Here is a 21,559-nt window from a genome sequence, read left to right as displayed (position 1 = left end):
AAAATAAATTTCAAAGTTTGACAATCAAAAATAATATTGTTACAATATTCAAACAATTCTAACAATTTAAAAGGAGGAAAAAGATGTCCACAAATCAAAATGGGGAGTTTTTTTATCCTTCTGAGGAATTAAAATCCAAATTACATGTCAAAAACTATGATGAGATTTACCAGTATGCAGCAGAGCATCCTGAATCATTTTGGTCTGTAATTGCCTCAGAATTAAGTTGGTTTAAGCCATGGGACAAGGTTTTGGAATGGGAATATCCTTTTGCAAGGTGGTTTGTAGGTGGCAAAACCAATATCGCCTATAATGCGCTGGATAGACATGTGAATACCTGGAGAAGAAATAAGCTTGCCCTTATATGGGAAGGTGAAAACGCAGAAGTAAGGACTTATACCTATCTTCAATTACAAAGAGAAGTAAATAGGTTTGCCAATGTATTGAAGGCCATGGGAGTCCAAAAAGGAGATAGGGTAAGCATATATTTGCCAAGAATTCCAGAGCAGATGATTGCAATGCTTGCCGCTGCAAAAATTGGAGCTGTTCATACATTGGTATATGCAGGGTTTAGCGTTGAGGCTTTGAGGGATAGAATCAATGACGCAGAATCAAAAATAGTTGTTACCGCTGATGGCGGATTTTATAACGGGAAAGTTGTACCGCTAAAAAATATTGTTGATGAAGCAGTTTCTAAGTGTCCAAGTATTATTTCTGTAATTGTTGTGAAGAGATCTGGCGCAGATGTGGACATGACTCCTGGAAGAGATTTGTGGTATCACGAATTAATGGCTCTTCCTATAGCTTCTCCAAAGTGTGAAGCTGAGGTTATGGATGCAACTGATCCTTTATTTATATTGTATACATCTGGAACTACGGGAAAGCCAAAAGGAGTAGTGCACTCACACGGTGGATATATGGTAGGCACATATATAACTACCAAGTGGGTTTTCGATATGAAGGAAGAGGATACACACTGGTGCACTGCTGACTCGGGGTGGGTTACAGGGCACAGTTATGTAGTATATGGTCCTCTTCTTAACGGTGCGACTACTATAATGTATGAAGGTGCACCAACTTATCCGCTGCCTGATAGGTGGTGGTCTATAGTAGAGAGGCATAATGTAACTATTTTTTATACTGCTCCAACTGCTATTAGAAGTCTTATGAGATATGGTTCTTCTTGGGTGAACAGAAGAGATTTGTCTACCTTAAGGATTCTGGGCAGCGTGGGAGAGCCGATAAACCCTGAGGCGTGGCTTTGGTTTCATAAAATAATAGGGCAAGAAAGATGTCCGATAATGGATACGTGGTGGCAGACAGAGACAGGCATGCATGTCATAACGCCCCTTCCTTGTACTCCACTGAAACCTGGCTCTGCATCCAAACCATTCCCTGGCATTGTGGTTGACGTAGTGGATGAAGAGGGCGAAAGCGTGAAGCCTGGTGAAGAAGGTTTTCTCATTATCAAGACACCATGGCCTGCAATGCTACAAACAGTTTTCAAAGATCCAGAAAGATATAAGCAACAGTATTGGAGTAGGTTCCCAGGCGTTTATTTCGCTGGAGATTCTGCTAAGAAGGACAAAGATGGCTATATATGGATTATTGGTAGGGTAGACGATGTTATAAAGGTTGCAGGATACAGGTTGGGTACTGCTGAGATAGAAAGCGCACTTGTATCTCATCCTGCTGTAGCTGAGGCTGCTGCTATAGGTAAGCCAGATCCATTGAAAGGCAATATTATCAAAACTTTTGTAATATTAAAATTTGGTTACGAACCCTCTGAAAAGTTGGCTCAGGAACTGAAAAGTCACGTAGGCCATGAATTGGGTCCTATTGCAAAGCCTGCAGATATTCAGTTTGTAGAGTCATTGCCGAAAACAAGATCAGGGAAGATTATGAGAAGAGTCTTGCGTGCTCAAGAATTGGGGCAGCCAGTTGGAGACCTGTCTACTTTAGAAGACTAAAAGTTATTTTTGTAAATATCATATCAAAAAAGAAAGCATAAAGCTTTCTTTTTTGATTTTTAAATAGAATTATATTATAATCAAGGAAAATTCTGCGAGGTGGTTTTTGAATAATAGCGAAAATTGTACACTTTCTGTTATAAACAAAATTGTACAAAATGATTGTCATAATTTGTGCGTTGAAGATGTGATTTTCACTGGTAGATCTAAATTTCAAAAGGTTTTTATAGTAAAAAATTCTGTTTTTGGTAAAATTTTGATCCTTGATGACAAGATTCAGAGCGCTCAGATTGATGAATTTATTTATCATGAGGCTTTAGTTCAGCCTGCGATGATCGCTCATCCTGAACCAAAAAAGGTGGCTATTCTCGGTGGCGGTGAAGGGGCTACCTTAAGAGAGGTTTTAAGACATCCTTGTGTTACAAGGGTCGATATGATAGAACTCGACGACCTAGTAGTAGAAATTAGCAAAAAGTATTTACAAGAATGGTGCAGCGATTCTTTTGAGGATCCCAGGACGAATCTTGTTATTCAAGATGCAAAAAAATTTATGTTTGAGTTAGACAGCCATATGCGCTACGACGTTATAATAGTTGATTTGACCGATCCATTGGACGATAGTCCTGCAAAATTTCTTTTCACAAAAGAGTTTATGAGTCTCTTGAAGAGCAGGCTCTCAGAAAGAGGCATTTTGATATATCAGGCTGCCTCAATTACTCCATATTTTGATAATGCTCATATAGCTGTAAACCATACGGCTAAGGAAGTTTTTAAAATTGTAAATTCTTATTGCGCCCACGTTCAATCATTTGACGAAACATGGGGTTTTGTTTGGGCATCTGACTATTTCAACCCGCTTGAAGGAATTGAGAAGATAGATGAAGTTTTAGCCAGGAGAAATATTGAAACAAGATTTTATGATAGTCAGACTCATATGCATTCTTTTTCTCTTCCAAAATATTTAAGGTCTCATTTAAAAGAGCAAATTATTATTCTAAGCGATTCATCTCCATTGCCCGAAAAAATAATAAGGAGCAAAATTTAATGAAAAAAAGAGTAGTAATTTTAGTAATTGGTGAAGATAAGGTTGGTATTGTTTATAATATTTCAAAAATTTTGTTTGAAAACAATATAAATATTGAAGACGTAACTCAAAAGGTTCTTGATACAATGATTTTTACTATGATAATGTTGGTGGATATGTCTAAATCAAAGATTTCTATATCTGATTTAAGAAAAGAATTTGAAGCGGTTTCAAAAGAGATCAACGTTAGGATAGACTTGCACCATGAAGATTTGTTTTATTCGATGCACAGGGTATAGATAATGTTAAATTCTAATTTAAGCATAGATGAAATTTTAGAAACATCTAATATGCTCTACGATCAGATGCTCGATATTAGAACATTGACTATGGGCATAAGTTTGTTAAACCCAGAGTTAAACTCAAAGTCTACCGACCAACTGTGTAATTTTTTATCCGATTTGGGAAAGAGATTTATTGACGCCGCAAAAGAAATAGAAGAAGAATTAGGCGTGAGCATTGTTAACAAGAGAATCAGCATCACTCCAATTACCGTTGCCTTTCCAAGAAGCGAACCAAAATTTTACATTGAGTTTGCAAAAAAATTAGATCAAACTTTGAAAGAAATAAATATTGACTTTCTGGGTGGTTTTTCTGCCTTTATAACCAAGGGGATGTCGCCTCAGGACAGAGCTCTTTTTACCTCTCTTCCAGAAATTTTGTCATCTACCGAGAGAATATGCGCCTCATGCGAGGCTGGGAATAGCAAATCTGGAATCAACGTATCTTCAATCAAAGAAGTTGCTGTTATGTTAAAAGAAACCTCAGTAGCAACGCGTGAGCTGGATGGGGTAGGCTGCGCAAAATTTGTAGTTTTTGCAAATGCTGTAAACGACAACCCATTTATGGCTGGCGCTTTCCATGGTATTGGAGAAATTGATCACTCTATAAATGTTGGAATTTCTGGCCCTGGCGTAATTAAAAAGGTTGTTGAAAGAAACGAAGATTGTGATCTTCTGGAGTTAGCCGATCATATAAAGAGAGCATCTTTTAAAATAACAAGGCTTGGGGAATTGGTGGGGAGAAAGGCAGCAAAAATTTTAGATATCAGGTTTGGTTCAGTAGATCTATCTCTGGCGCCTACTCCCAGGGAAAACGATAGTGTAGCAGGGGTTTTGGAGGCTATCGGTGTGCCTTGTGTTGGATTTCCTGGCACTACAGGTGCTCTTGCCCTTTTAACAGATGCAGTTAAAAAAGGCGGGTCTATGGCATCTTCAAGAGTGGGAGGTCTAAGCGGTGCATTTATACCAGTGAGCGAAGACTTGGGGATGATTGAAGCTGTAAAAAATGGGTCATTGTGTATAGAAAAACTGGAGGCTATGACTGCTGTTTGTTCTGTGGGTCTTGACATGATTGCCGTTCCTGGAACAACCAGTGTGGATACGTTATCCTCCATAATATTGGATGAGCTTTCTATTGGAGTTTTTACAAATAAGACTACCGGAGTCAGGATTATTCCTGTTCCAGGCAAGAAAGAAGGAGATATGGCTTACTTCGGAGGTTTATTGGGTTACTCTCCAATATTGCCAGTAAAAAATGTCAAAAAATCAAAACTTATTGAACGTGGTGGCATGATTCCAGCGCCAATTACGTCGTTGAGGAATTAGATGAAAAGTGGATTCGTAGTATTTTTCGGTAGGGCAAACGTTGGCAAAACATCGCTGATAAACTCACTAATAGGTGAAAAAATTGGAATTGTTTCGGATAAACCTCAAACTACAAGAATTAGAACTTCTTATGTAGAGAGCTCTGAGGATTATCAAATAGTTTATGTGGACTCTCCTGGTGTGCATAATTCTAAAAATTTACTTCACGAAAGATTGAATAAAAAAATTTTTGATTCGCTGGAATCTTTTGAGATAATAGTGCATGTGGTAAATCCTAAGGCAGCTTTTGATGAGTTTGATCTGGATATTCAGAAAAAGATATCCAATAATAGACCTCGATATTTAGTTGTAAATAAAGTCGATTTGAAGGACCTTGAAATTTTAGATATCGATAAATCAATCTTAAGTTTTTATGATAAGGTTTTTTACACGTCTGCTAAAAATTCTATTGGCATTGATGCTCTTAAAATGGCCATTATTAATGAACTTCATGATGGCCCCATGTGGTATCCAAAAGATATGAAGACCGATATGCCAAAAGAGATGGTGGTATCTGAGATAATAAGAGAAAAAATATTGCACTTAGTAAAAAAAGAAGTGCCTCACGGTGTCTTTGTGCTCGTAGAAAAATTTGTTGACAATAAAAATAATCTTTTTATTGAAGCAAATATTGTCGTTGAAAAAGAAACCCATAAGCCGATTTTAATTGGAAACAAGGGGAGTATGATTAAAAATATCGGTATTGATTCGAGATTGGAGATTGAAAAGATTTTTAATAAAAAATGTATATTGAAACTTTTTGTTAGCGTAGAGGAAAATTGGAGGAATTCAGACTCTTCATTGAGAAGATTTGGACTATGGTAATACTAATAACCAATGATGACGGCATTCGTTCGAATGGAATTAGAGATCTTTCAAAAGTTCTGGCCAAAAAACATGAAATTTATATAGTGGCGCCTGACAGGGAGAGATCTGCTGTAAGTCATTCTCTTACTCTTCATAAACCCTTGAGAGCAAAAGAAGTGGAAGTATACGGATCGAAGGGCGCATGGGAGACTAGCGGAACTCCAAGCGATTGTGTAAAGTTAGCAGTCTATACGCTTTTGCCTAAAAAACCCGATCTGCTGATATCCGGGATTAATAGAGGTGCAAACCTTGGCACCGATGTACTTTATTCTGGGACTGTAGCTGGTGCCATGGAAGGGGCTTTTTTAGGGATACCGTCTATTGCAGTTTCAAATGTAAGCTTTGACAGGAAGAAAGATTATACTTTTTCTGCAAATTTGATTTTAAAGCTAATAGATTTGATTGAAAAAACCCTTAAACCTGGGGCAATTTTTAATGTGAATATTCCTGACTGTTTAGAGGACGAAATAAAAGGATTTAAGCTTGTTCCGCTGCAGTTGAGAAATTACAAGAATTTAATAGAGACCAGGTTAGATCCAAAAGGTGAAAAGTATTATTGGCTTTATGGTGTGCCTGATGAATCAAATTCAAATGTTGACTCTGATATTAGTGCTGTAAAGAGAGATTTTGTTTCAGTAACGCCTTTGCATTGGGATCTTACTGATACACTTTCGCTCGAAAAGATAAAAAAATTATGCATCTTTTAAAATATTTGAAATTGTTATACAATTTATCTAAAATATTAAGAATAGTTTGAAAAATAAAACATAAGGGGGTGAATATCCTGGAAGAACTTTTGTTTAAGATTAGGAAATTTGGATATTTTTTAAATACTTCAACATCTATTGATTTTTTTACTATTGCAGCTTTCTTATCTGATATGCTTGAAGGCTCTATCTATATAATTAGCAAAACTGGGGGCTTGTCCGGATATGCAATATTGCCTGGTTTTGAATGTCAGGCAAGAGATGAACTTATTATTAAAGCCAATAGAATGCCTGAGTATTTAAATTCTAAGATGCTCCTTTCTTCCGAGCCAGTAATAAATCAACCACAAAAGGGAAGCGAATGTATCTTCTTAAATGGGGTATCATGTATGTACTGTAACAAGTTTTTTACTTGGATACCCGTGGTATCTCATACCGAAAGATTGGGAACTTTGCTTGCTTCAAGATTTGCAAAAGAGTTTTCTACTGAAGACATTATTATTCTTGAACATGCATCTGCTGTAATTGGCATGGAAAAGATAAGACTTTCGAGCAAGGAAAGGGAAGAGGAGGTTAGGAAAAAAACGACAGTTCAAGTCGCCCTTGCGTCACTTTCTTTGTCTGAAAGGGAGGCCATAGAATCAGTTATGTCCGAGCTGAAGGCTAATAATGAAGGCGTTCTGGTAACAAGCAAAATAGCACAAAACTCAGGAATTACAAGGTCTGTGATAGTCAACGCACTGAAAAAGATTGAGAGTGCAGGTGTTATAGACGTTCATTCGCTTGGTATGAGAGGTACCTATATTAAAGTAGTAAATAATTATCTTAGAGAGGAGTTGAACAGTGGGATTAAGCATACTCACATTAGAGAAATACTTAAAAAAAGTTTGCTATCTTAGTTTATTTTCATTTTTTTTGCTCATTTTTAACGTAAATTTTGCATTCGCACAAAGCGCAAATATGCCAGATAGGGTAACTCAGGTGGAGATGGCTTTAAGTGGCTCTATTTCCAGCGGTTCTATCACTGACAGGGTATCTAATTTAGAGAATATTATTTGGGGACAAACCGATTATTCTGATTCCTTAGATACTAGACTAAGCAAGATTTACAACGCTGTTTTTGAGTCAAGCGATCAAGGTCCTGGTATAGCTCTTGATGTGAATGCGCTTGAATACTCTTATTCAAAGGAAGTAACTTCAGGCTCTATACTTGATAGAATTTCTAATCTGGAGAAGAAAATCTACGGTTCTGCCTACCAATCTTACAGTCTTATGGATAGATTAAGCAAATTGAATAACACGCTATTGGGTGGTAAGGTAAATCAGGTCAACGTCTCTGTGGATGCAGGCAAGCTTGTAAGATTTAGAATTCTAAGGACAATAAGCAGCAAAGACAGTGTAGCGGGAGACATAGTGCCTCTGGCTGTAGATGAGAACGTTACCGAGAACGGTGCCATAATAATACCAAAAGGGTCTTATGCTGAGCTAAGGGTAGTCCAAGCGGACAGAGCAAAGCACTATCTGGGTGGAGATGGAAAACTTCAAGTTGAATTTCGATTTGTTACTTGCTCAGATGGGATAAATAGGTCTTTGGTTCTTTCAAAAGAAGCCGTTGAAAAAAATAAAAGTTTGCCGCTGACTGTGGGAGTATCTGCTGCAGGGCTGATTATACTTGGACCTATAGGCTTAATTACTGGGTTTTTTGTCCCAGGCAGGGATGTAGAAATTCAAAAAAATACCTTGTTTTATGCAAGCCTAAAGGATGATTCTCATATATGGGGTTTCTTGCCTAATAACGGCAATAGCGTAAATGCCAATCAATGATATTTTAAGAATTATATCTACAAAAAGGGATAAATTTACTCTAACAAAAGACGATATTGCCCTTTTTGTTAAGTCGGTCAAAGATGGCGTAGCTGATGATTCACAGATATCTGCCCTTCTTATGGCTTGTTTTATAAATGGTTTAAACGATGAAGAAACTCTTTGTTTGACTCAAGAGCTTGCGAATTCAGGGAGTATGCTGTCCTGGAAAGATTTTATGAGCGTGGATAAGCATAGCACGGGGGGAGTAGGGGACAAAACTACTATTGCACTTTTGCCAGTACTCTCGACATACGGATTTGTTGTTCCAAAGATGGCTGGCAGAAGGCTTAGCTATACGGGCGGCACAATAGAAAAAATTGAGCTAATTCCTGGCTATAATACAAAATTGTCAATGTCAGATTTTGTCAAACAGGTTGAAAAAATTGGAATAGGACTTATCTCCCAAACTGAAGAAATAGCTCCAGTGGAGGGTATTTTTTACAAAATTAGAAACCATACCTCTACAGTAGAGTCAGGTCAGCTAATCTTGAGCAGTATAGCAAGCAAAAAGTTAGCTGTTGGCTCTAATTTTATTATTTTTGACATAAAGTCTGGCGCTGGTTCGTTGTTTCCAGATTACAACACTTCTAAGGAATTCGCAGATAATATTTGCAACGTGATGAGAAAATTTGATAAAAAGGTGTCTTATATAATTTCAGATATGAATCAACCATTGGGTAGGTGTGTGGGAAACAGGCTGGAGTTGTGGGAGGCTCTAAATTTTTTACGTAACAGAAAGCCATCCTCTCTTGATAGGCTTATTTATAATATATTTTCCAATTCTTACAAAGCTTACCACGACTCTTATGACGAAGATGAAATTTCAAACATTTATGCCAATCTATTTAATGGAGCCAAAACAGTTTCAAAGGCTGTTGAGTGGGTAAAAAACCAGGGCGGCGATCCTAAGTATGTAGAAAAACCTGATTGTCTGCTAGATGGTCTTGAAAAAATTGAGATTTTAGCAACGAAACCTGGTTATGTTCACAATATGGATGTAAAAAAGATTGGTTGGTTAGGACACTGTTTATCAGATAACTTTGATGGAGGGATCGATTTTCAGGTGTCTATAGGAGACAGGGTTGATAAGGGAGACGCTCTCGCTTATATATATGGGAGAAAAGTCGATCAACTGAAAGGCAATGATAAACTTATCAGTTATATAGGCATCAAAGACTTTAGTTGTGAAAAAAGAGAATTAATCCTGGAATCAAAGGTTTTATGAAAAAAGGGCTTATATTTACCCATAACAATTCAGACTTTGACGGCATTTCTTCAGCTTTTATGCTGCAAAAATTATTTAACGCAAAGGTGGTAATGCCTGAAAGACTGGAATTTCAGGTGGAAGCTTTTCTGCATTTGTATGAATATATATTTCCCTTTGTAAAATATGAAGATATTTCTTTCGACGAAATAGACTTTTTAGTTTTCGCTGATATTTCGAGTCCCCAAAGAATTGGATCTTTTTTTGGCTCTTTGCCAAAAGACAAAGAAATAGAAGTATATATTTTCGATCACCATAGTCTGGGATACTTTCCTCCAAACTATAAAGTAATGAGATATCCTGATACAAGCGTTGGTTCTGCGGTAACTTTGGTCTGGGAAGAGCTTAAAAATAGAGGCGTGAAATATTCTGAAATAGAGTCTACTTTAATGCTCCTTGGCGTGTATGAAGATACTGGCAGGTTGCTGTACTCTTCTACCACATACAGAGATGCAAATGTGGTGGCGGATTTAATACAAAACGGTGCAAGTTTGATGGTGGTGGCTCGGTTTTTGGAATCAGGGATGAACCCCTATCAAAGGCAGTTGCTTGAATTCTTTTTGGATAATAGCTCAAAGGATTTTTACAACGGGGTAGAATATATTCTGACTTATGCAGAATTAGATACTGAAGTTGAAGATGCCGCTTTAGTAGTTCACAAGCTAAGAGATCTGATCGAATGTGAAAATGTTTTTGCAGTTCTCAAAGTAAAAGATACTATACATATAATTGCGAGGGGTTTGGGAGACTACTTAAACGTTAGAAAGGTGTTAGAAAATTTTGGTGGTGGCGGACACAATGAAGCAGCTGCAGCTACTTTTAGGCTGAAAGAGCCATTTGCCGAATTTTTAGATAGGCTTCGCAAGGCTATTCAAAAAGAATGCAAGCCAAAGGTAAAAGTTCAAGACGTCATGACCTCTCCTGTTAGGGTTTTAACTCCTGAGACCTCTGTTGAAGAAGCGAGAAAGATAATGTTAAGGTATGGGCATTCTGGCGTGCCGATAATAGGCGGCGATGAGATAGTCGGTGTCCTATCACGAAAAGATATTGATAAGGCGACCCAACACAAATTGGATCAGATAGAAGTGCAGAAAATAATGTCAAGAAACGTTATCACGATTTCTCAAGACGCATCTCTTGATGAGGCTCAAAAGCTTTTGATCGAAAAAGAAATCGGTAGACTACCTGTAATTAATGACAGAAAGAAATTGGTGGGCCTCATAACAAGAACTGATATCTTAAGAGTTTGGCATGGTTTAAACGTGAAAAAAACAAAAGAATACTCTACTAAAAGAGTAATTTTAGATTTAAATATAAGATTGGATCAAAAAATTAATGACCATTTAGAAATAGTATCCAATGTTTCAGAAAAACTTTCTTTAAAGTCATTTGTTGTGGGCGGATGCGTTAGGGACTTGCTGCTTAATATTTCTTCTAACGACATGGATGTAGTCGTTGAGGGAGATGCTATCAAATTGGCAGAAGAAGTTAACAAATATATTAATGGAAAATTTTTCTCTTATGAAAAATTTAGAACTGCAACTATAAAGGATAAGGATATAAAATTTGATTTTGCTTCCGCAAGAACGGAATTTTACAATTTTCCTGCTGCAAAACCTTTAGTTGAATACTCAGATTTACACAACGATATGTATAGAAGAGATTTCTCTATCAATACCCTTGCAATTTCTTTGAATAGAGACTCCTATGGCAAAATGATTGATTTTTTTGATGGATATGAGGACATCAAACTGAAAAGAATTAGGGTTTTGCATCCGCTAAGCTACGTAGAAGATCCTACCAGGATTATAAGGGCTATTAGATTTGAATTTCAGCTTGGCTTCAAGATAGATAAGGCAGACGAAGAACTTATAAAAAATGCTATGGAATTGAAGCTTTTTAATGTAATTTCATTTGATGTTTTAAAAGAAGAGTTGAAAATTTTATTTTCGCAGGGTTTTCCTCCTGAATTAATCATTTTACGAATGAAGGAGTTAAGCGTTTTTAAATTGATACATCCGAAAATTTCATTTGACCTTAGAGAGGAAAAACTAACAGAGTATTTTTCTTGTCTTAGATCGGATGGTTTTGGAAGCGATTTGAAAGAATGGTGGTTTTTATGCATCTTACCAATAATATATAATATACTTAAATCTGAAGACAGGTTCTTTAAAAGAAAATGGAGGTTTACGAAGAAAGAGCTTTTATATATTGAGAAAATAAAAAAATTCCTGTATAAATTTTCAAGGAAGAGGAATGCAAATATTTATAAAGATTTTGACCTATTTGAAATTTTGGAAGGTGTGTTCTCTGAAATTATATGCTTTTTAAAAGTAATAGAAGAAAAGCCTTTGAACGATTATATCAGGTGGTTTGATGAAAATAGGAAGAAATTTAGGCCTATGATTACAGGAGAAGAGCTTTCAAATAGAACTGATATAGAGCCTGCTATGATTGGTGAAATACTTAGAGGCTTAAAAAAAGAAAGATTTTTGGGTAATATTAGTTCATATGAAAATGAGATAGAATTTATAAAAAAATTTATTCACGAAAAAGGTTGAGGTGATTTATGTTTGATATTGTTGGTTTAATTTTAGCTATACCTGCTGTAATAATAGCTCTAACAGTCCATGAATTTGCTCATGCATACGTAGCATACAGATATGGTGATTATACGCCAAAGGCAAATGGAAGGCTGACACTAAATCCTATGGCTCATATAGATCCATTAGGCTTTATCGCACTTTTACTTATAAGGTTTGGTTGGGCTAAACCTGTACCAGTTAATTACAACATTTTATCAAGAAAAAAGGGCGGAATGGAGATGACGGCTTTAGCTGGATCTTTAGCTAATTTTGGTGTGGCCTTGGTCGCTGCTCGTATTTTTACAACCTTTTATCAGATTATCTTAGCCTATGATCCACTAGTAGCCTTTTTCCAAACGCTTATTTTCTTAAATATAAGTTTGGGAGTTTTTAATCTGATACCTATACCGCCTCTTGATGGATATACTGTTTTCAGGAAATTTTTCCCATACGAGTTGAGGCGTACAATTGAAATGTATGAATATTATGGTCAATTTGTGCTTATTATATTTCTTTTGCTCGGAGGTGCAAGAATTTTAATGCCAATAGTGCAGTTTATATTTAATTTGATGGTTTTTGTTTAAATTTGAACAAGTTTTGCCTTGATGTCAAACGATTTCTTTATACATTATTTTATCTTTTAAAAGAACCTTCTTATAATCTTGTTTTAGAAGAATTGAATTCGAAAGAAAAAGCCTTATTTTATTCTATGCCAAAGGAAGACAGAATTCACTCCTTTCTCTTGCTGAAAGAATATAGGCCAGAAGTTAGTGACGAGAATTTAGTTTATATACAGAAAAGAGTTATAATTTTTCATGATATTGGTAAAAAGTTTGAAAGACCATCGCTTATTAAGAGAATTTTGAGGTCTCTGAGCTTTAGTATTTTTAAAAAAGATGATTCGTATTTTAAACACGCTGCAATTGGTTCCAATGTATTAAAATCAGTTGGGTTTGCTGATGAAGTAGTTGATATAGTAAGAAGACATCATACTCAATCTGCTGATGTAATGTTTTTAAAAAAGTTGGAAGGATAAAAGAGGAGGTTTTATTTTGAGGGAAGCAATCTTTAGCGGTATGAGACCTACGGGTAGCTTGCATGTGGGTCATTATTTAGGCGTTTTGGAAAATTGGAAAACTTTGCAAGAAAACTATAACTGTTTTTTCGGTATTGTAGACTGGCATGCCTTGACTACAAAATGGCAAGATTCGGCTGATTTAAAGGCTTATATTGAAGAAATGTTGGCAGAGTGGCTATCTTGTGGAATAGATCCAAAAAAATCTACTATTATTTTGCAATCTTCGGTTCCTGAACACGTCTATCTTCATATGGTGCTCTCAATGTTGACTCCTGTCTCATGGCTTGAGAGAAATCCTACGGTAAAGGAACAAGCAAGGGAGCTGGGCATTGAAGACCAGCTTACCTATGGTCATCTGGGATATCCAGTTTTAATGGCGGCCGATATATTGATATACAAGTCAAAGAAGGTGCCAGTTGGTATCGATCAGGTGCCGCACCTTGAGATGACAAGGGAAATTGCAAGAAGATTTAACTTTCACTATAAAGAGATATTCCCAGAGCCAGAGGCGCTTTTAGCTGAATTTCCAAAACTCTTGGGCGTAGATGGCAGAAAGATGAGCAAATCTTATAATAACGCGATATATTTGAAAGACGATGAAAAGAGCATAAACGAAAAGGTTGCATCTATGATTACCGATCCTGAAAGGATTAAAAAATCTGATTTAGGTCATCCTGACGTTTGTAACGTGTTTTCTTATTATGGCGTTCTGTTTAAACCAGAGCTTGCATCAGTAAGAGAGAGGTGCGAAAAGGCACAAATTGGTTGTGTAGAGTGCAAAAAACAACTTGCAAAGAAAATAAACGATATTTTGGAGCCTATCAGGAGTCAGAGGAATTTCTACCTTTCTAACAAAGATATTCTCTGGGATATACTGAAAACAGGTTCCAGTAATGCATCTAATTACTGCAAACATACTATGAATGAAGTTTTCGATGCAATGAAGTTAAACTATCCGATATAATCCATGTATATCGACAGCATTAAAGTCTCATATTTAGACGATCTTTTGGTCCAGGCTGAGAGGATAAGGCATATTGTAGAAGATAGAACATTTGAAAATCCATATGAAGTAATAAGCGAGATAAGATCTATATTTGACGGCCTGGACAACATAGATTTTGAAAAGGATATATTCGAAGATAGGGTTTTGGAGTCTAATGACAAAAACGAGAGCGACTGGAAATGGGTTGCTGACTGGTTTTTGTCGTTAAGATCTTCTTGCCCGATGCCAAGGAAAGATAATTTTAGTAAGATCTGCTATAAACCCGATATCTTAAAAAAGGCTATGTCAAGATTTATAGTAAAAGAAAAGAAGCTTACGATTAAAGAATACTTTCCTCTGACTCATTATATTGATTCTTTGAAGTCATTTATCGCTAAGGGGTTTAGCCAATTTGATATTTTCCTGTTAAAATTTGAGGATAGGGTAGGATATTTATTAGCTATTCTTGAGCTTTATAAAAGTAATATAATTGATCTGAAACAAAAAAATAATTTTATTATATTTAAAAATGAAAGATTATAAAAAGATCATTGAAGCTATTATTTTCTTGAATGTAAAACCCGTAAAGATAGAAAATATATCAAAAACTTTAGGAATAGATTCTGATAAAATTAAAGAAGCAATCGATCTGCTAAATGATGAATATGATGACAGAAGTTTTAAGATATACAATAATTCAAGAGGTTATTTTTTTGGGATCAAACCAGATTTTAAAGACCTTGTTTCAACTAGTAGGGATAGCGAAAAGATATCAGGTTCTATGATGGAGGTTTTGGCTATAATTGCATATAACCAACCGATAACTGTAAGCGGTGTGTCTAAAATAAGGGGTCTTAGAAGCGAAAAGCAGGTAATGAAGCTTTTCGAAAGTGGCTTTATTAAAATTTTATCTTTTAATAGCGCTCCTATTAAACAGCCCCTTTTTGGAGTAGGGACAAAATTTTTTGATTTTTTTGGGTTGCACTCTTTGGACGAGTTGCCGCCTATTGAAGATTTAAATTTGAGGAGATAAAGATGGATAACCACTCTCAATTTCCAGAATTACTTAAAAGCTTAAGAAGTGAAAAAGGCCTATCGATTGATGATTTGGCTGAACAATCTAAAATATTTTCTTATTATTTGAAGATTTTTGAAGAGGGCAAAAAGGAAAGCTTCCCACCTTATTCTATATGTAAGGGCTATATAAAAGCTATCGCAAGGGAGCTGGATACCGAACCGACCTTACTTTTGAAGGCCTTTGACGACTTTTTTCTTGAGAAAAAGGATCACCCTCCTGTCGAAAAGATTGTCGTATCTAATGAAAAAAGGGAGAAAATTTTAAAAGAAAGAAATATCAAGTCTATTAAATATGTCATAGCTACTCTAATTGTTCTGATTATAGTATCTCTTTCTGTTTTCTTTATCTATCACAAGATTGTTCAAAAAAATGTAGTTGTGAACAAAGCGCCTGCTGGAGTTGTCACGCAAGAAAAACCCACTAATGTAGTGCCTCAAGCTAATAGCCAGAAAACTATTTATTTGAAATTTATAGGAAAGTCCTGGGTTCTTGTTAAAGATAAGGACAAGGTGCTATTTGAGGGAGTTATAAATCCAGGGGAAGAGAAGACTTTTCAAACCAATGATACTCTTGATATAAAGTTGGGCAATGCAGGGGGTGTAGAGATTTCAAAGGATGGCATTAGCTGGGTTAAGGCTGGCAATGTTGGTGAAGTCGTAGAACTTAACGAATGAATAAAGCAAGATATATTTTTCCAGTTTCTCTTGGATGTCCAAAAAATGAAGTAGACTTGCAATATACCTTGGCGAAGTTTGAGGAATTGGGCTGTGCTGTCACTTTTGACCTAAATGTCGCTGACTATGTTTTTATCAATACTTGTTCTTTTATTAAAAAGGCCAAACAAGAAGCAATATCTACAATATTGGATTTTGTTTTAAATAAAAATGAATTAAAATACAAGGTTATTGTAGGCGGCTGTATTGTGTCGCTATATAAAGACTCACTAATAGAGCTTTTTCCTGAGGCAGATGCATTTCTGGAACCCGGTAGATCGTTCAATGAAGATATTTTTAAATACCTTGATAACAACAAACTGTATTCAAATTTTGATAATGAAGCGTGTTTGGATGACAATAAAAGAATATTTTTTAAAGAAAGACCCTTTGAATATCTTAAAATTGCAGATGGCTGTTCTAGGAAGTGTTCTTATTGTCTGATTCCAAAGATTAGAGGACCCTATATTAGCTATGATAGAAAATTTCTGATAAACCAGGCCAGAAATCTGGCTTTGAACGGTAAAAAAGAGATTGTTTTAGTCGCACAGGACGTTACTTACTATGGTCTGGATAGTGGGGACTCTTTACTGAAGTTGTTAGAGGATCTTGAAAGTATTAAAGAAATTAAATGGATTAGGCTGCTTTATCTTTATCCCGATCTTTTAAGTGAAGATATAATAAGATGTATCTCCAGATCAGAAAAGATATTGCCTTATTTTGATATTCCATTGCAGCATGCAGGGGAAAAGGTTTTAAGGCTTATGAGGAGAAATCCCGATAGCGATAAGTTTTTGAGACTTATAGATAGAATTAGAGATATTATCCCAGATTCGATAATAAGGTCTACTTTTATTGTGGGACATCCTGGTGAGGATGAACAAGAATTTGAAAAATTAATTAAATTTTTAGAAAAAGCTAAACTAAATTGGGCTGGTTTTTTTCCGTATTCGCGTGAAGAAGATACCTTTTCTTACTCTTTGAAAGATCAGGTTGCTTATGCTGAAAAAAAGAAGAGGCTAAAAACTGCACAGATGATTCAACAAGATATTACATTAAGATGGCGAGAATCTCTAATAGGGAAGAGTTTTACAGTATTGATAGAAGACGATCTTGGCAGGAATAATATTGGAAGAAGCTATATGGAGGCTCCAGATATTGACTCATTTATCAGTTTTAAAGGGTCTGATAAAATTGAAGTCGGAGATTTTGTTAAAATATTAATTACAAAAAATAAAGGTTTTAAGTTAGAAGGTGAATTGATACAATGAAAGTTGCTCTTTTGTGTGTGGGATCTGAATTAACTGTTGGTGCAATATCAGAAACAAATTCTAATATCTTGTCTTCAAAACTTGAGAAATATGGTCACGAAATAGAAACAATAATTGTCGTTCCCGACGATCTGGCTGTAATATCAGCTCAAATTCAGTATCTTTGTGAATATTATGACTTTGTTTTTATCTCTGGAGGATTGGGGAATACCTTTGATGACATTACCAGAGAGGCAGTGTCTAATTTTACAAAATTGCCCCTTAAGAAAAACCTTGATTTGCCCGAAAAGATGGCTTATACCATTGCAGGCTCGGAAGTATTTTTAAACAAGGTTGGCCTGGCTCCTGGCTTAGTAGTTCATTTTATTGGAAAAAAAATAATACTTCTTCCTGGAGTGCCTGCTGAATTTGATTACCTTTTGGATCTTATTTTAGATAAATTATTTTTAGAGATTAAGAATAATCTATACATATATTATTATCATTTGTTGCTTAAATTTGAGAGGTCGGTTGAAAGTGATCTGCCAAAAGACCTTTTGGAAGATTTTGAGATCTCGATGACTATATTAGGTTTGGATAGTGAAGTCTTGCTTATTTTAAAAACCGACTCAAGTAAAAAGGCTGCCTATTGGGACAGAAGATTAAAAAAGATTTTTAAAGATACCCTTTACTATTCTGGAAATTCGCGTTCTAATTTTGAGACTGAAGCTTACAAGGTTCTTAAAAAAAGAAATCAAACGATAAGTATTGCAGAATCATGTACTGGTGGATTGGTTTCGTCGAGGTTTGCAGCTTTACCTGGAGTTAGCAGCATTTATTTGGGCTCTATCGTTACCTATAGCAATGATTCAAAAAAGAAATTGTGTGATTTTTCTGGAGATAGTGTCTCACCTGAGGCAGCGCTTTCTCTTGCAAATGCGTCAAGAAAGATATTTGGAAGCGATTGGGCTATTGGAGTAGTGTGTTATGCTGGTCCAGAGGGAGAGACTGTCGGTCAATCGTATATATCAATTGTTGGAGATGCGTCTTATTCTTTTGAAAAGCTATTTAAGGGGGATAGGGTCTTCATACAGAAAAGGGCTGCGTCATTTGCACTGGCTAACTTTTTAGGAGTAATTACAAAAAAGTGAGATTGTTTATTGCTTATAAGATTCATATCAATACCGCTAAAGATATATATCTTAATATAGTCAATTTTGAAGCTTTTAAGGGTCACAAGATTGTTGATTACAATAATTACCACATTACATTCAAATTTTTGGGAGATATAAATTTAAGCGCTCAGATAATTTCTGACAAGCTTGCAGAATCACTTTGTGGGGTTTCAAGTTTTCATTTTTATTTGTCGAACGAAATTGGTTATATGCCTTCGTCACACAAGCCTAAACTTGCTTATCTAAAGATATATGAGGAAGACGATAAATTTAATGGTCTATTTAAAAATATTGATAATGGTATGGGCAGTTTGGGTTTTGAATTGGGCAGGATGAAATTTATGCCACACTTGACTTTGGTTAGGTTCAGAGAAGCTAAGATTAATCATGCTATACTTCCAACTTATATTGATAAACAATCCAAAACAGAGGTTATCTTAGATAAAGTTTCATTATTTCAAAGCATTCTTCGCCCTGAGGGCCCCATTTACAAGGAGGTGTTTTCAGTTAAGCTATGAACGAAAAAGAAATGAGCCTTGTAGATCATCTTAACGACCTAAGGAAAACACTTATAATTGGTTTTGGATCTTGGTTTGTGGGGGTTGTGATTTCATGGTTTTTTAAGGACAAGGTCTTAGATTTTATTACCTCAAGCATGCCAAAGGGCACACTTGTTTATTTCTCTCCTCTTGAGATGTTTACTACCGATTTAAAGCTGTCAGTGGTCTTGGGATTTATAATTATGTCACCTGTTATATTTTACTGTATATGGTGGTTTTTGGCTCCTGGCCTTTATGAAAATGAGCAAAAATTTGTGAAGAGATGGATGCCAATAATGGTTATACTATTCTTTATCGGTGCAATTTTTTCGGCAAAGATAATTTTGCCATTTGTATTAAATTTCTTTGTGTTTCACACCACCAGCTTTGCTATTCCAAAACTTGCAATTACGAATTTCATATCATTTTATTTTTTAACTATAATATTTTTTGGACTTATGTTTCAGCTGCCATTGGTCTTGTCACTATTGATATTGTTAAACATAGTTTCTTATCCCACATTAAAAAAGTTAAGAAAATTTTTCTATATTTTAATCTTCTTGTTTATAGGCTTTATCAGTCCACCAGATTTGTTTTCACAGGGGATTATGTTTGTCCCATTGATGATACTTTTTGAAATTGGCATGTTTATATCATCCAGATTAAAGCCTATGAAGTTTTAGATATGGATAGAAGAAAATATCCCTTTCCCATTCTTGCTGCTAGTGGTCTGTTAATAGAAGATGGCAAAATTCTTTTGGTTAAGAGAAAGAGCCCTCCCTCAATTGGCCGCTGGTCACTGCCAGGAGGAGTGGTAGAAAAGGGTGAGAGTTTAAAAGATGCTGTAAAGAGGGAGTTTTTCGAAGAGACATCGCTGAGCGTTGAGGTCGTAAAACTATTAACGGTTTATGAAAAGATTGAAGTTCAAGAAGATAAAGTAGGGTATCACTATGTAATTTTATTGTACTTGTTGGAATATATAAATGGTTCTCTGAAGGCAAACGATGATGCCAAAGACGCTTCTTTTTTCTCAAGAGATGAAATTATGGGGTTAAATTTGACTGATGGATTGATTGAAGTTTTAGACGATGCTTTTGAGAAGATTTAGTCTTCTATTTTTGGCAAGATTCTAATCATGGCCTTAAAGGTATTTATCAAGTGTTTGTCCATTGCAGTCCTTGCTAATTGTGGATCTTTTTTCTTTATGGCATCTAATACTTCAATGTGCTCTCTTATTACCTGTTCGTAATCCCATGATTTTGTCAATGCCTTTATGCCAGACAGGTTCATAACGTCTCTGGTATCATCTAAAAATCTTACAATATATCTATTTTTCGTTAATTCTGCAATGGTGCTATGAAATTCTCTGTCAAGATCTACGAATCCTACATAATTTTTCTTTGCTATCCTTTTTTCCGAATTTAAAATGATTTTTTCAAGCTTTGCAAGGTCTATGTTTGCTTTTGTCCTGGCAAGCTTTTCTGCTGAAAAACCCTCAAGTATTCTTCTTATCTCAAATATCTCTTTCAGATCGAATCTGTTTAAGCTGCCAATCAATATGCCCTCTCTTGGTATGACAGTAACAAGCCCTTCTTTTTCTAACTTTAAAATGGCCTCTCTAATAGGAGTTCTACTCATATTAAATCTTTCAGCAAGTCCTCTTTCTGTCTCTAACTCGCCAACTTTTATCTTTCCAAGGAATATATGTTTTTTTAATTTTTCGTAAGCTTCGTCAGAAAGGAGATGCTTTCTTCTTTTATAAGTCTTTGGCATACTAACTGGTCCTCCACAGGATTCTATTTTTAGTTTAAAATGATTATAACATGATTAAAAAATTTAAAAAGAAAAAAATTTCACTAAACTTAAGACAATTTACAAATGAAATCTCAAACTTATTAAAAAACAATGTTAATAATTCTTGGTTAGAATCAAGAATTATTTTATCACACTTTTTTGATATCAGTATGGTAGATATGTATTTATTTGATAATATAGAAGTTGATTCTGGTAAGATAGATTTAATCTATCAGGCAGTCAATTCACGGTTAAAAAATAAACCACTTGAATATATAGTTGGATATAAATTTTTTAGATTTTTAAAATTAAGAGTCGATGAAAATGTGCTTATACCCAGAAATGAAACCGAAGAAATAATTGACATGGTAAAAAAACTATTTCCAAAAGCAAAATACTTTTTAGATATTGGAACTGGCTCTGGGGCAATAGCCCTTTCTATAGCAAAGGAAATTGAAAATTCTGTAGTATATGCTACTGATATTTCCAAAGAAGCGCTAAGGGTTGCTAAGACAAATGCCAGGGAGAACGATCTGGAGAATAGGGTTCACTTTGAGATTAATGATTTATTTCCTTCGGAAGATGCGAAGTTTGACGTTATAATCTCTAATCCTCCATATATTGATCTAAACAACATAAAACTGTCTTTAATTAGTGAAGAGATTTATTTTGAACCAAAGATAGCTCTTTTTGCAGAAAACAAAGGTTTGTATTTTTATGAAAAAATCTTATCAAAAGCAAAGGACTATCTAAAATTCAATGGTAGCTGTATATTTGAAGTTGGCTTTAATCAATCAAGAGAAGTTATTGAAATTGGAAATGCCAATGGTTTTAGGTGCTTTGCTCTTACAGACATCTTTAATGTTGAGCGTTTTGTCGTATGTACTCTTGAGATGATAAAATGATAATATGAATTCGTATAAAATAGAATACAAATTTTATAGTTTATTAAAATTTA

23 protein-coding genes are annotated in these 21,559 nt (G+C 35.3%); 22 read left to right on the top strand and 1 reads right to left on the bottom strand.

The annotated features are described in order from the left end of the window. Positions 1 to 83 precede the first annotated feature (83 nt). The 21 genes from acs (at position 84) to V4762_RS07225 (ending at position 19,915) form a co-directional block, all read left to right on the top strand. Positions 84 to 1,970, top strand: a complete 1,887-nt coding sequence (acs, locus tag V4762_RS07325) for an acetate--CoA ligase (protein WP_347315133.1) — start codon at positions 84 to 86, stop codon at positions 1,968 to 1,970. Positions 1,971 to 2,076: 106 nt separating this feature from the next. Next, entirely contained in the window at positions 2,077 to 3,015 is a 939-nt protein-coding gene (locus tag V4762_RS07320) for a spermine/spermidine synthase domain-containing protein (protein ID WP_347315132.1), read from the top strand. Continuing rightward, positions 3,015 to 3,293 (top strand): ACT domain-containing protein, encoded by a 279-nt coding sequence (locus V4762_RS07315; RefSeq protein WP_347315131.1) that lies wholly within the window; start codon positions 3,015 to 3,017, stop codon positions 3,291 to 3,293. Before V4762_RS07320 ends, V4762_RS07315 begins: the two co-directional genes overlap by 1 nt. Before the next feature lie 3 nt (positions 3,294 to 3,296). Continuing rightward, entirely contained in the window at positions 3,297 to 4,661 is a 1,365-nt protein-coding gene (locus tag V4762_RS07310; RefSeq protein WP_347315130.1) for a PFL family protein, read from the top strand. Next, entirely contained in the window at positions 4,662 to 5,525 is an 864-nt protein-coding gene (gene era / locus V4762_RS07305) for a GTPase Era (RefSeq protein ID WP_347315129.1), read from the top strand. After that, entirely contained in the window at positions 5,480 to 6,274 is a 795-nt protein-coding gene (surE, locus tag V4762_RS07300) for a 5'/3'-nucleotidase SurE (RefSeq protein ID WP_347315128.1), read from the top strand. The genes era and surE overlap by 46 nt, the downstream gene beginning before the upstream one ends. Before the next feature lie 89 nt (positions 6,275 to 6,363). Further along, a complete protein-coding gene (gene codY / locus V4762_RS07295; RefSeq protein ID WP_347315127.1) occupies positions 6,364 to 7,173 on the top strand; it encodes a GTP-sensing pleiotropic transcriptional regulator CodY in 810 nt (269 codons plus the stop codon). Further along, positions 7,118 to 8,098 (top strand): hypothetical protein, encoded by a 981-nt coding sequence (locus V4762_RS07290; RefSeq protein WP_347315126.1) that lies wholly within the window; start codon positions 7,118 to 7,120, stop codon positions 8,096 to 8,098. The genes codY and V4762_RS07290 overlap by 56 nt, the downstream gene beginning before the upstream one ends. After that, the gene (locus V4762_RS07285) at positions 8,085 to 9,365 is read left to right on the top strand and encodes a thymidine phosphorylase (protein WP_347315125.1); all 1,281 of its coding nucleotides are present in this window, start codon (positions 8,085 to 8,087) and stop codon (positions 9,363 to 9,365) included. The genes V4762_RS07290 and V4762_RS07285 overlap by 14 nt, the downstream gene beginning before the upstream one ends. Further along, entirely contained in the window at positions 9,362 to 11,965 is a 2,604-nt protein-coding gene (locus V4762_RS07280) for a CBS domain-containing protein (RefSeq protein ID WP_347315124.1), read from the top strand. Before V4762_RS07285 ends, V4762_RS07280 begins: the two co-directional genes overlap by 4 nt. Positions 11,966 to 11,973: 8 nt before the next feature. Then, on the top strand, positions 11,974 to 12,573 hold the full coding sequence (locus V4762_RS07275) for a site-2 protease family protein (protein ID WP_347315123.1): 600 nt from the start codon (positions 11,974 to 11,976) through the stop codon (positions 12,571 to 12,573). 92 nt (positions 12,574 to 12,665) lie between these two features. Further along, positions 12,666 to 13,025, top strand: a complete 360-nt coding sequence (locus V4762_RS07270; RefSeq protein ID WP_347315122.1) for an HDIG domain-containing metalloprotein — start codon at positions 12,666 to 12,668, stop codon at positions 13,023 to 13,025. A gap of 16 nt (positions 13,026 to 13,041) precedes the next feature. Continuing rightward, entirely contained in the window at positions 13,042 to 14,031 is a 990-nt protein-coding gene (trpS, locus tag V4762_RS07265; protein WP_347315121.1) for a tryptophan--tRNA ligase, read from the top strand. Positions 14,032 to 14,034: 3 nt separating this feature from the next. Beyond that, on the top strand, positions 14,035 to 14,595 hold the full coding sequence (locus tag V4762_RS07260; RefSeq protein WP_347315120.1) for a hypothetical protein: 561 nt from the start codon (positions 14,035 to 14,037) through the stop codon (positions 14,593 to 14,595). Next, positions 14,582 to 15,085 carry an SMC-Scp complex subunit ScpB gene (scpB, locus tag V4762_RS07255; RefSeq protein ID WP_347315119.1) on the top strand — a complete coding sequence of 168 codons (504 nt, stop codon included), beginning with the start codon at positions 14,582 to 14,584 and terminating at the stop codon, positions 15,083 to 15,085. Before V4762_RS07260 ends, scpB begins: the two co-directional genes overlap by 14 nt. A gap of 2 nt (positions 15,086 to 15,087) precedes the next feature. Further along, complete coding sequence (locus V4762_RS07250) at positions 15,088 to 15,804, top strand: helix-turn-helix domain-containing protein (RefSeq protein ID WP_347315118.1); 717 nt, start codon at positions 15,088 to 15,090, stop codon at positions 15,802 to 15,804. Continuing rightward, on the top strand, positions 15,801 to 17,114 hold the full coding sequence (gene rimO / locus V4762_RS07245; RefSeq protein WP_347315117.1) for a 30S ribosomal protein S12 methylthiotransferase RimO: 1,314 nt from the start codon (positions 15,801 to 15,803) through the stop codon (positions 17,112 to 17,114). Before V4762_RS07250 ends, rimO begins: the two co-directional genes overlap by 4 nt. After that, a complete protein-coding gene (locus tag V4762_RS07240; RefSeq protein ID WP_347315116.1) occupies positions 17,111 to 18,244 on the top strand; it encodes a nicotinamide-nucleotide amidohydrolase family protein in 1,134 nt (377 codons plus the stop codon). Before rimO ends, V4762_RS07240 begins: the two co-directional genes overlap by 4 nt. After that, complete coding sequence (thpR, locus tag V4762_RS07235) at positions 18,241 to 18,786, top strand: RNA 2',3'-cyclic phosphodiesterase (protein WP_347315115.1); 546 nt, start codon at positions 18,241 to 18,243, stop codon at positions 18,784 to 18,786. Before V4762_RS07240 ends, thpR begins: the two co-directional genes overlap by 4 nt. Then, a complete protein-coding gene (gene tatC / locus V4762_RS07230; RefSeq protein WP_347315114.1) occupies positions 18,783 to 19,490 on the top strand; it encodes a twin-arginine translocase subunit TatC in 708 nt (235 codons plus the stop codon). Before thpR ends, tatC begins: the two co-directional genes overlap by 4 nt. 2 nt (positions 19,491 to 19,492) lie before the next feature. Next, positions 19,493 to 19,915 carry an NUDIX hydrolase gene (locus tag V4762_RS07225; RefSeq protein WP_347315113.1) on the top strand — a complete coding sequence of 141 codons (423 nt, stop codon included), beginning with the start codon at positions 19,493 to 19,495 and terminating at the stop codon, positions 19,913 to 19,915. Here V4762_RS07225 and V4762_RS07220 read toward each other — a convergent pair. After that, the gene (locus tag V4762_RS07220) at positions 19,912 to 20,580 is read right to left on the bottom strand and encodes a GntR family transcriptional regulator (protein WP_347315112.1); all 669 of its coding nucleotides are present in this window, start codon (positions 20,578 to 20,580) and stop codon (positions 19,912 to 19,914) included. The genes V4762_RS07225 and V4762_RS07220 overlap by 4 nt on opposite strands. Positions 20,581 to 20,630: 50 nt before the next feature. On the opposite strand from V4762_RS07220, the gene prmC reads away from it, so the two are divergent. Then, positions 20,631 to 21,506 (top strand): peptide chain release factor N(5)-glutamine methyltransferase, encoded by an 876-nt coding sequence (prmC, locus tag V4762_RS07215; RefSeq protein ID WP_347315111.1) that lies wholly within the window; start codon positions 20,631 to 20,633, stop codon positions 21,504 to 21,506. Positions 21,507 to 21,559: the final 53 nt, after the last annotated feature.

Source organism: Thermodesulfobium sp. 4217-1, from assembly GCF_039822205.1.
In the GTDB taxonomy this organism is placed as follows: domain Bacteria; phylum Thermodesulfobiota; class Thermodesulfobiia; order Thermodesulfobiales; family Thermodesulfobiaceae; genus Thermodesulfobium.
Note: the sequence above shows the minus strand (reverse complement) of the source record. Positions and strands in the feature narration are given on the sequence as shown.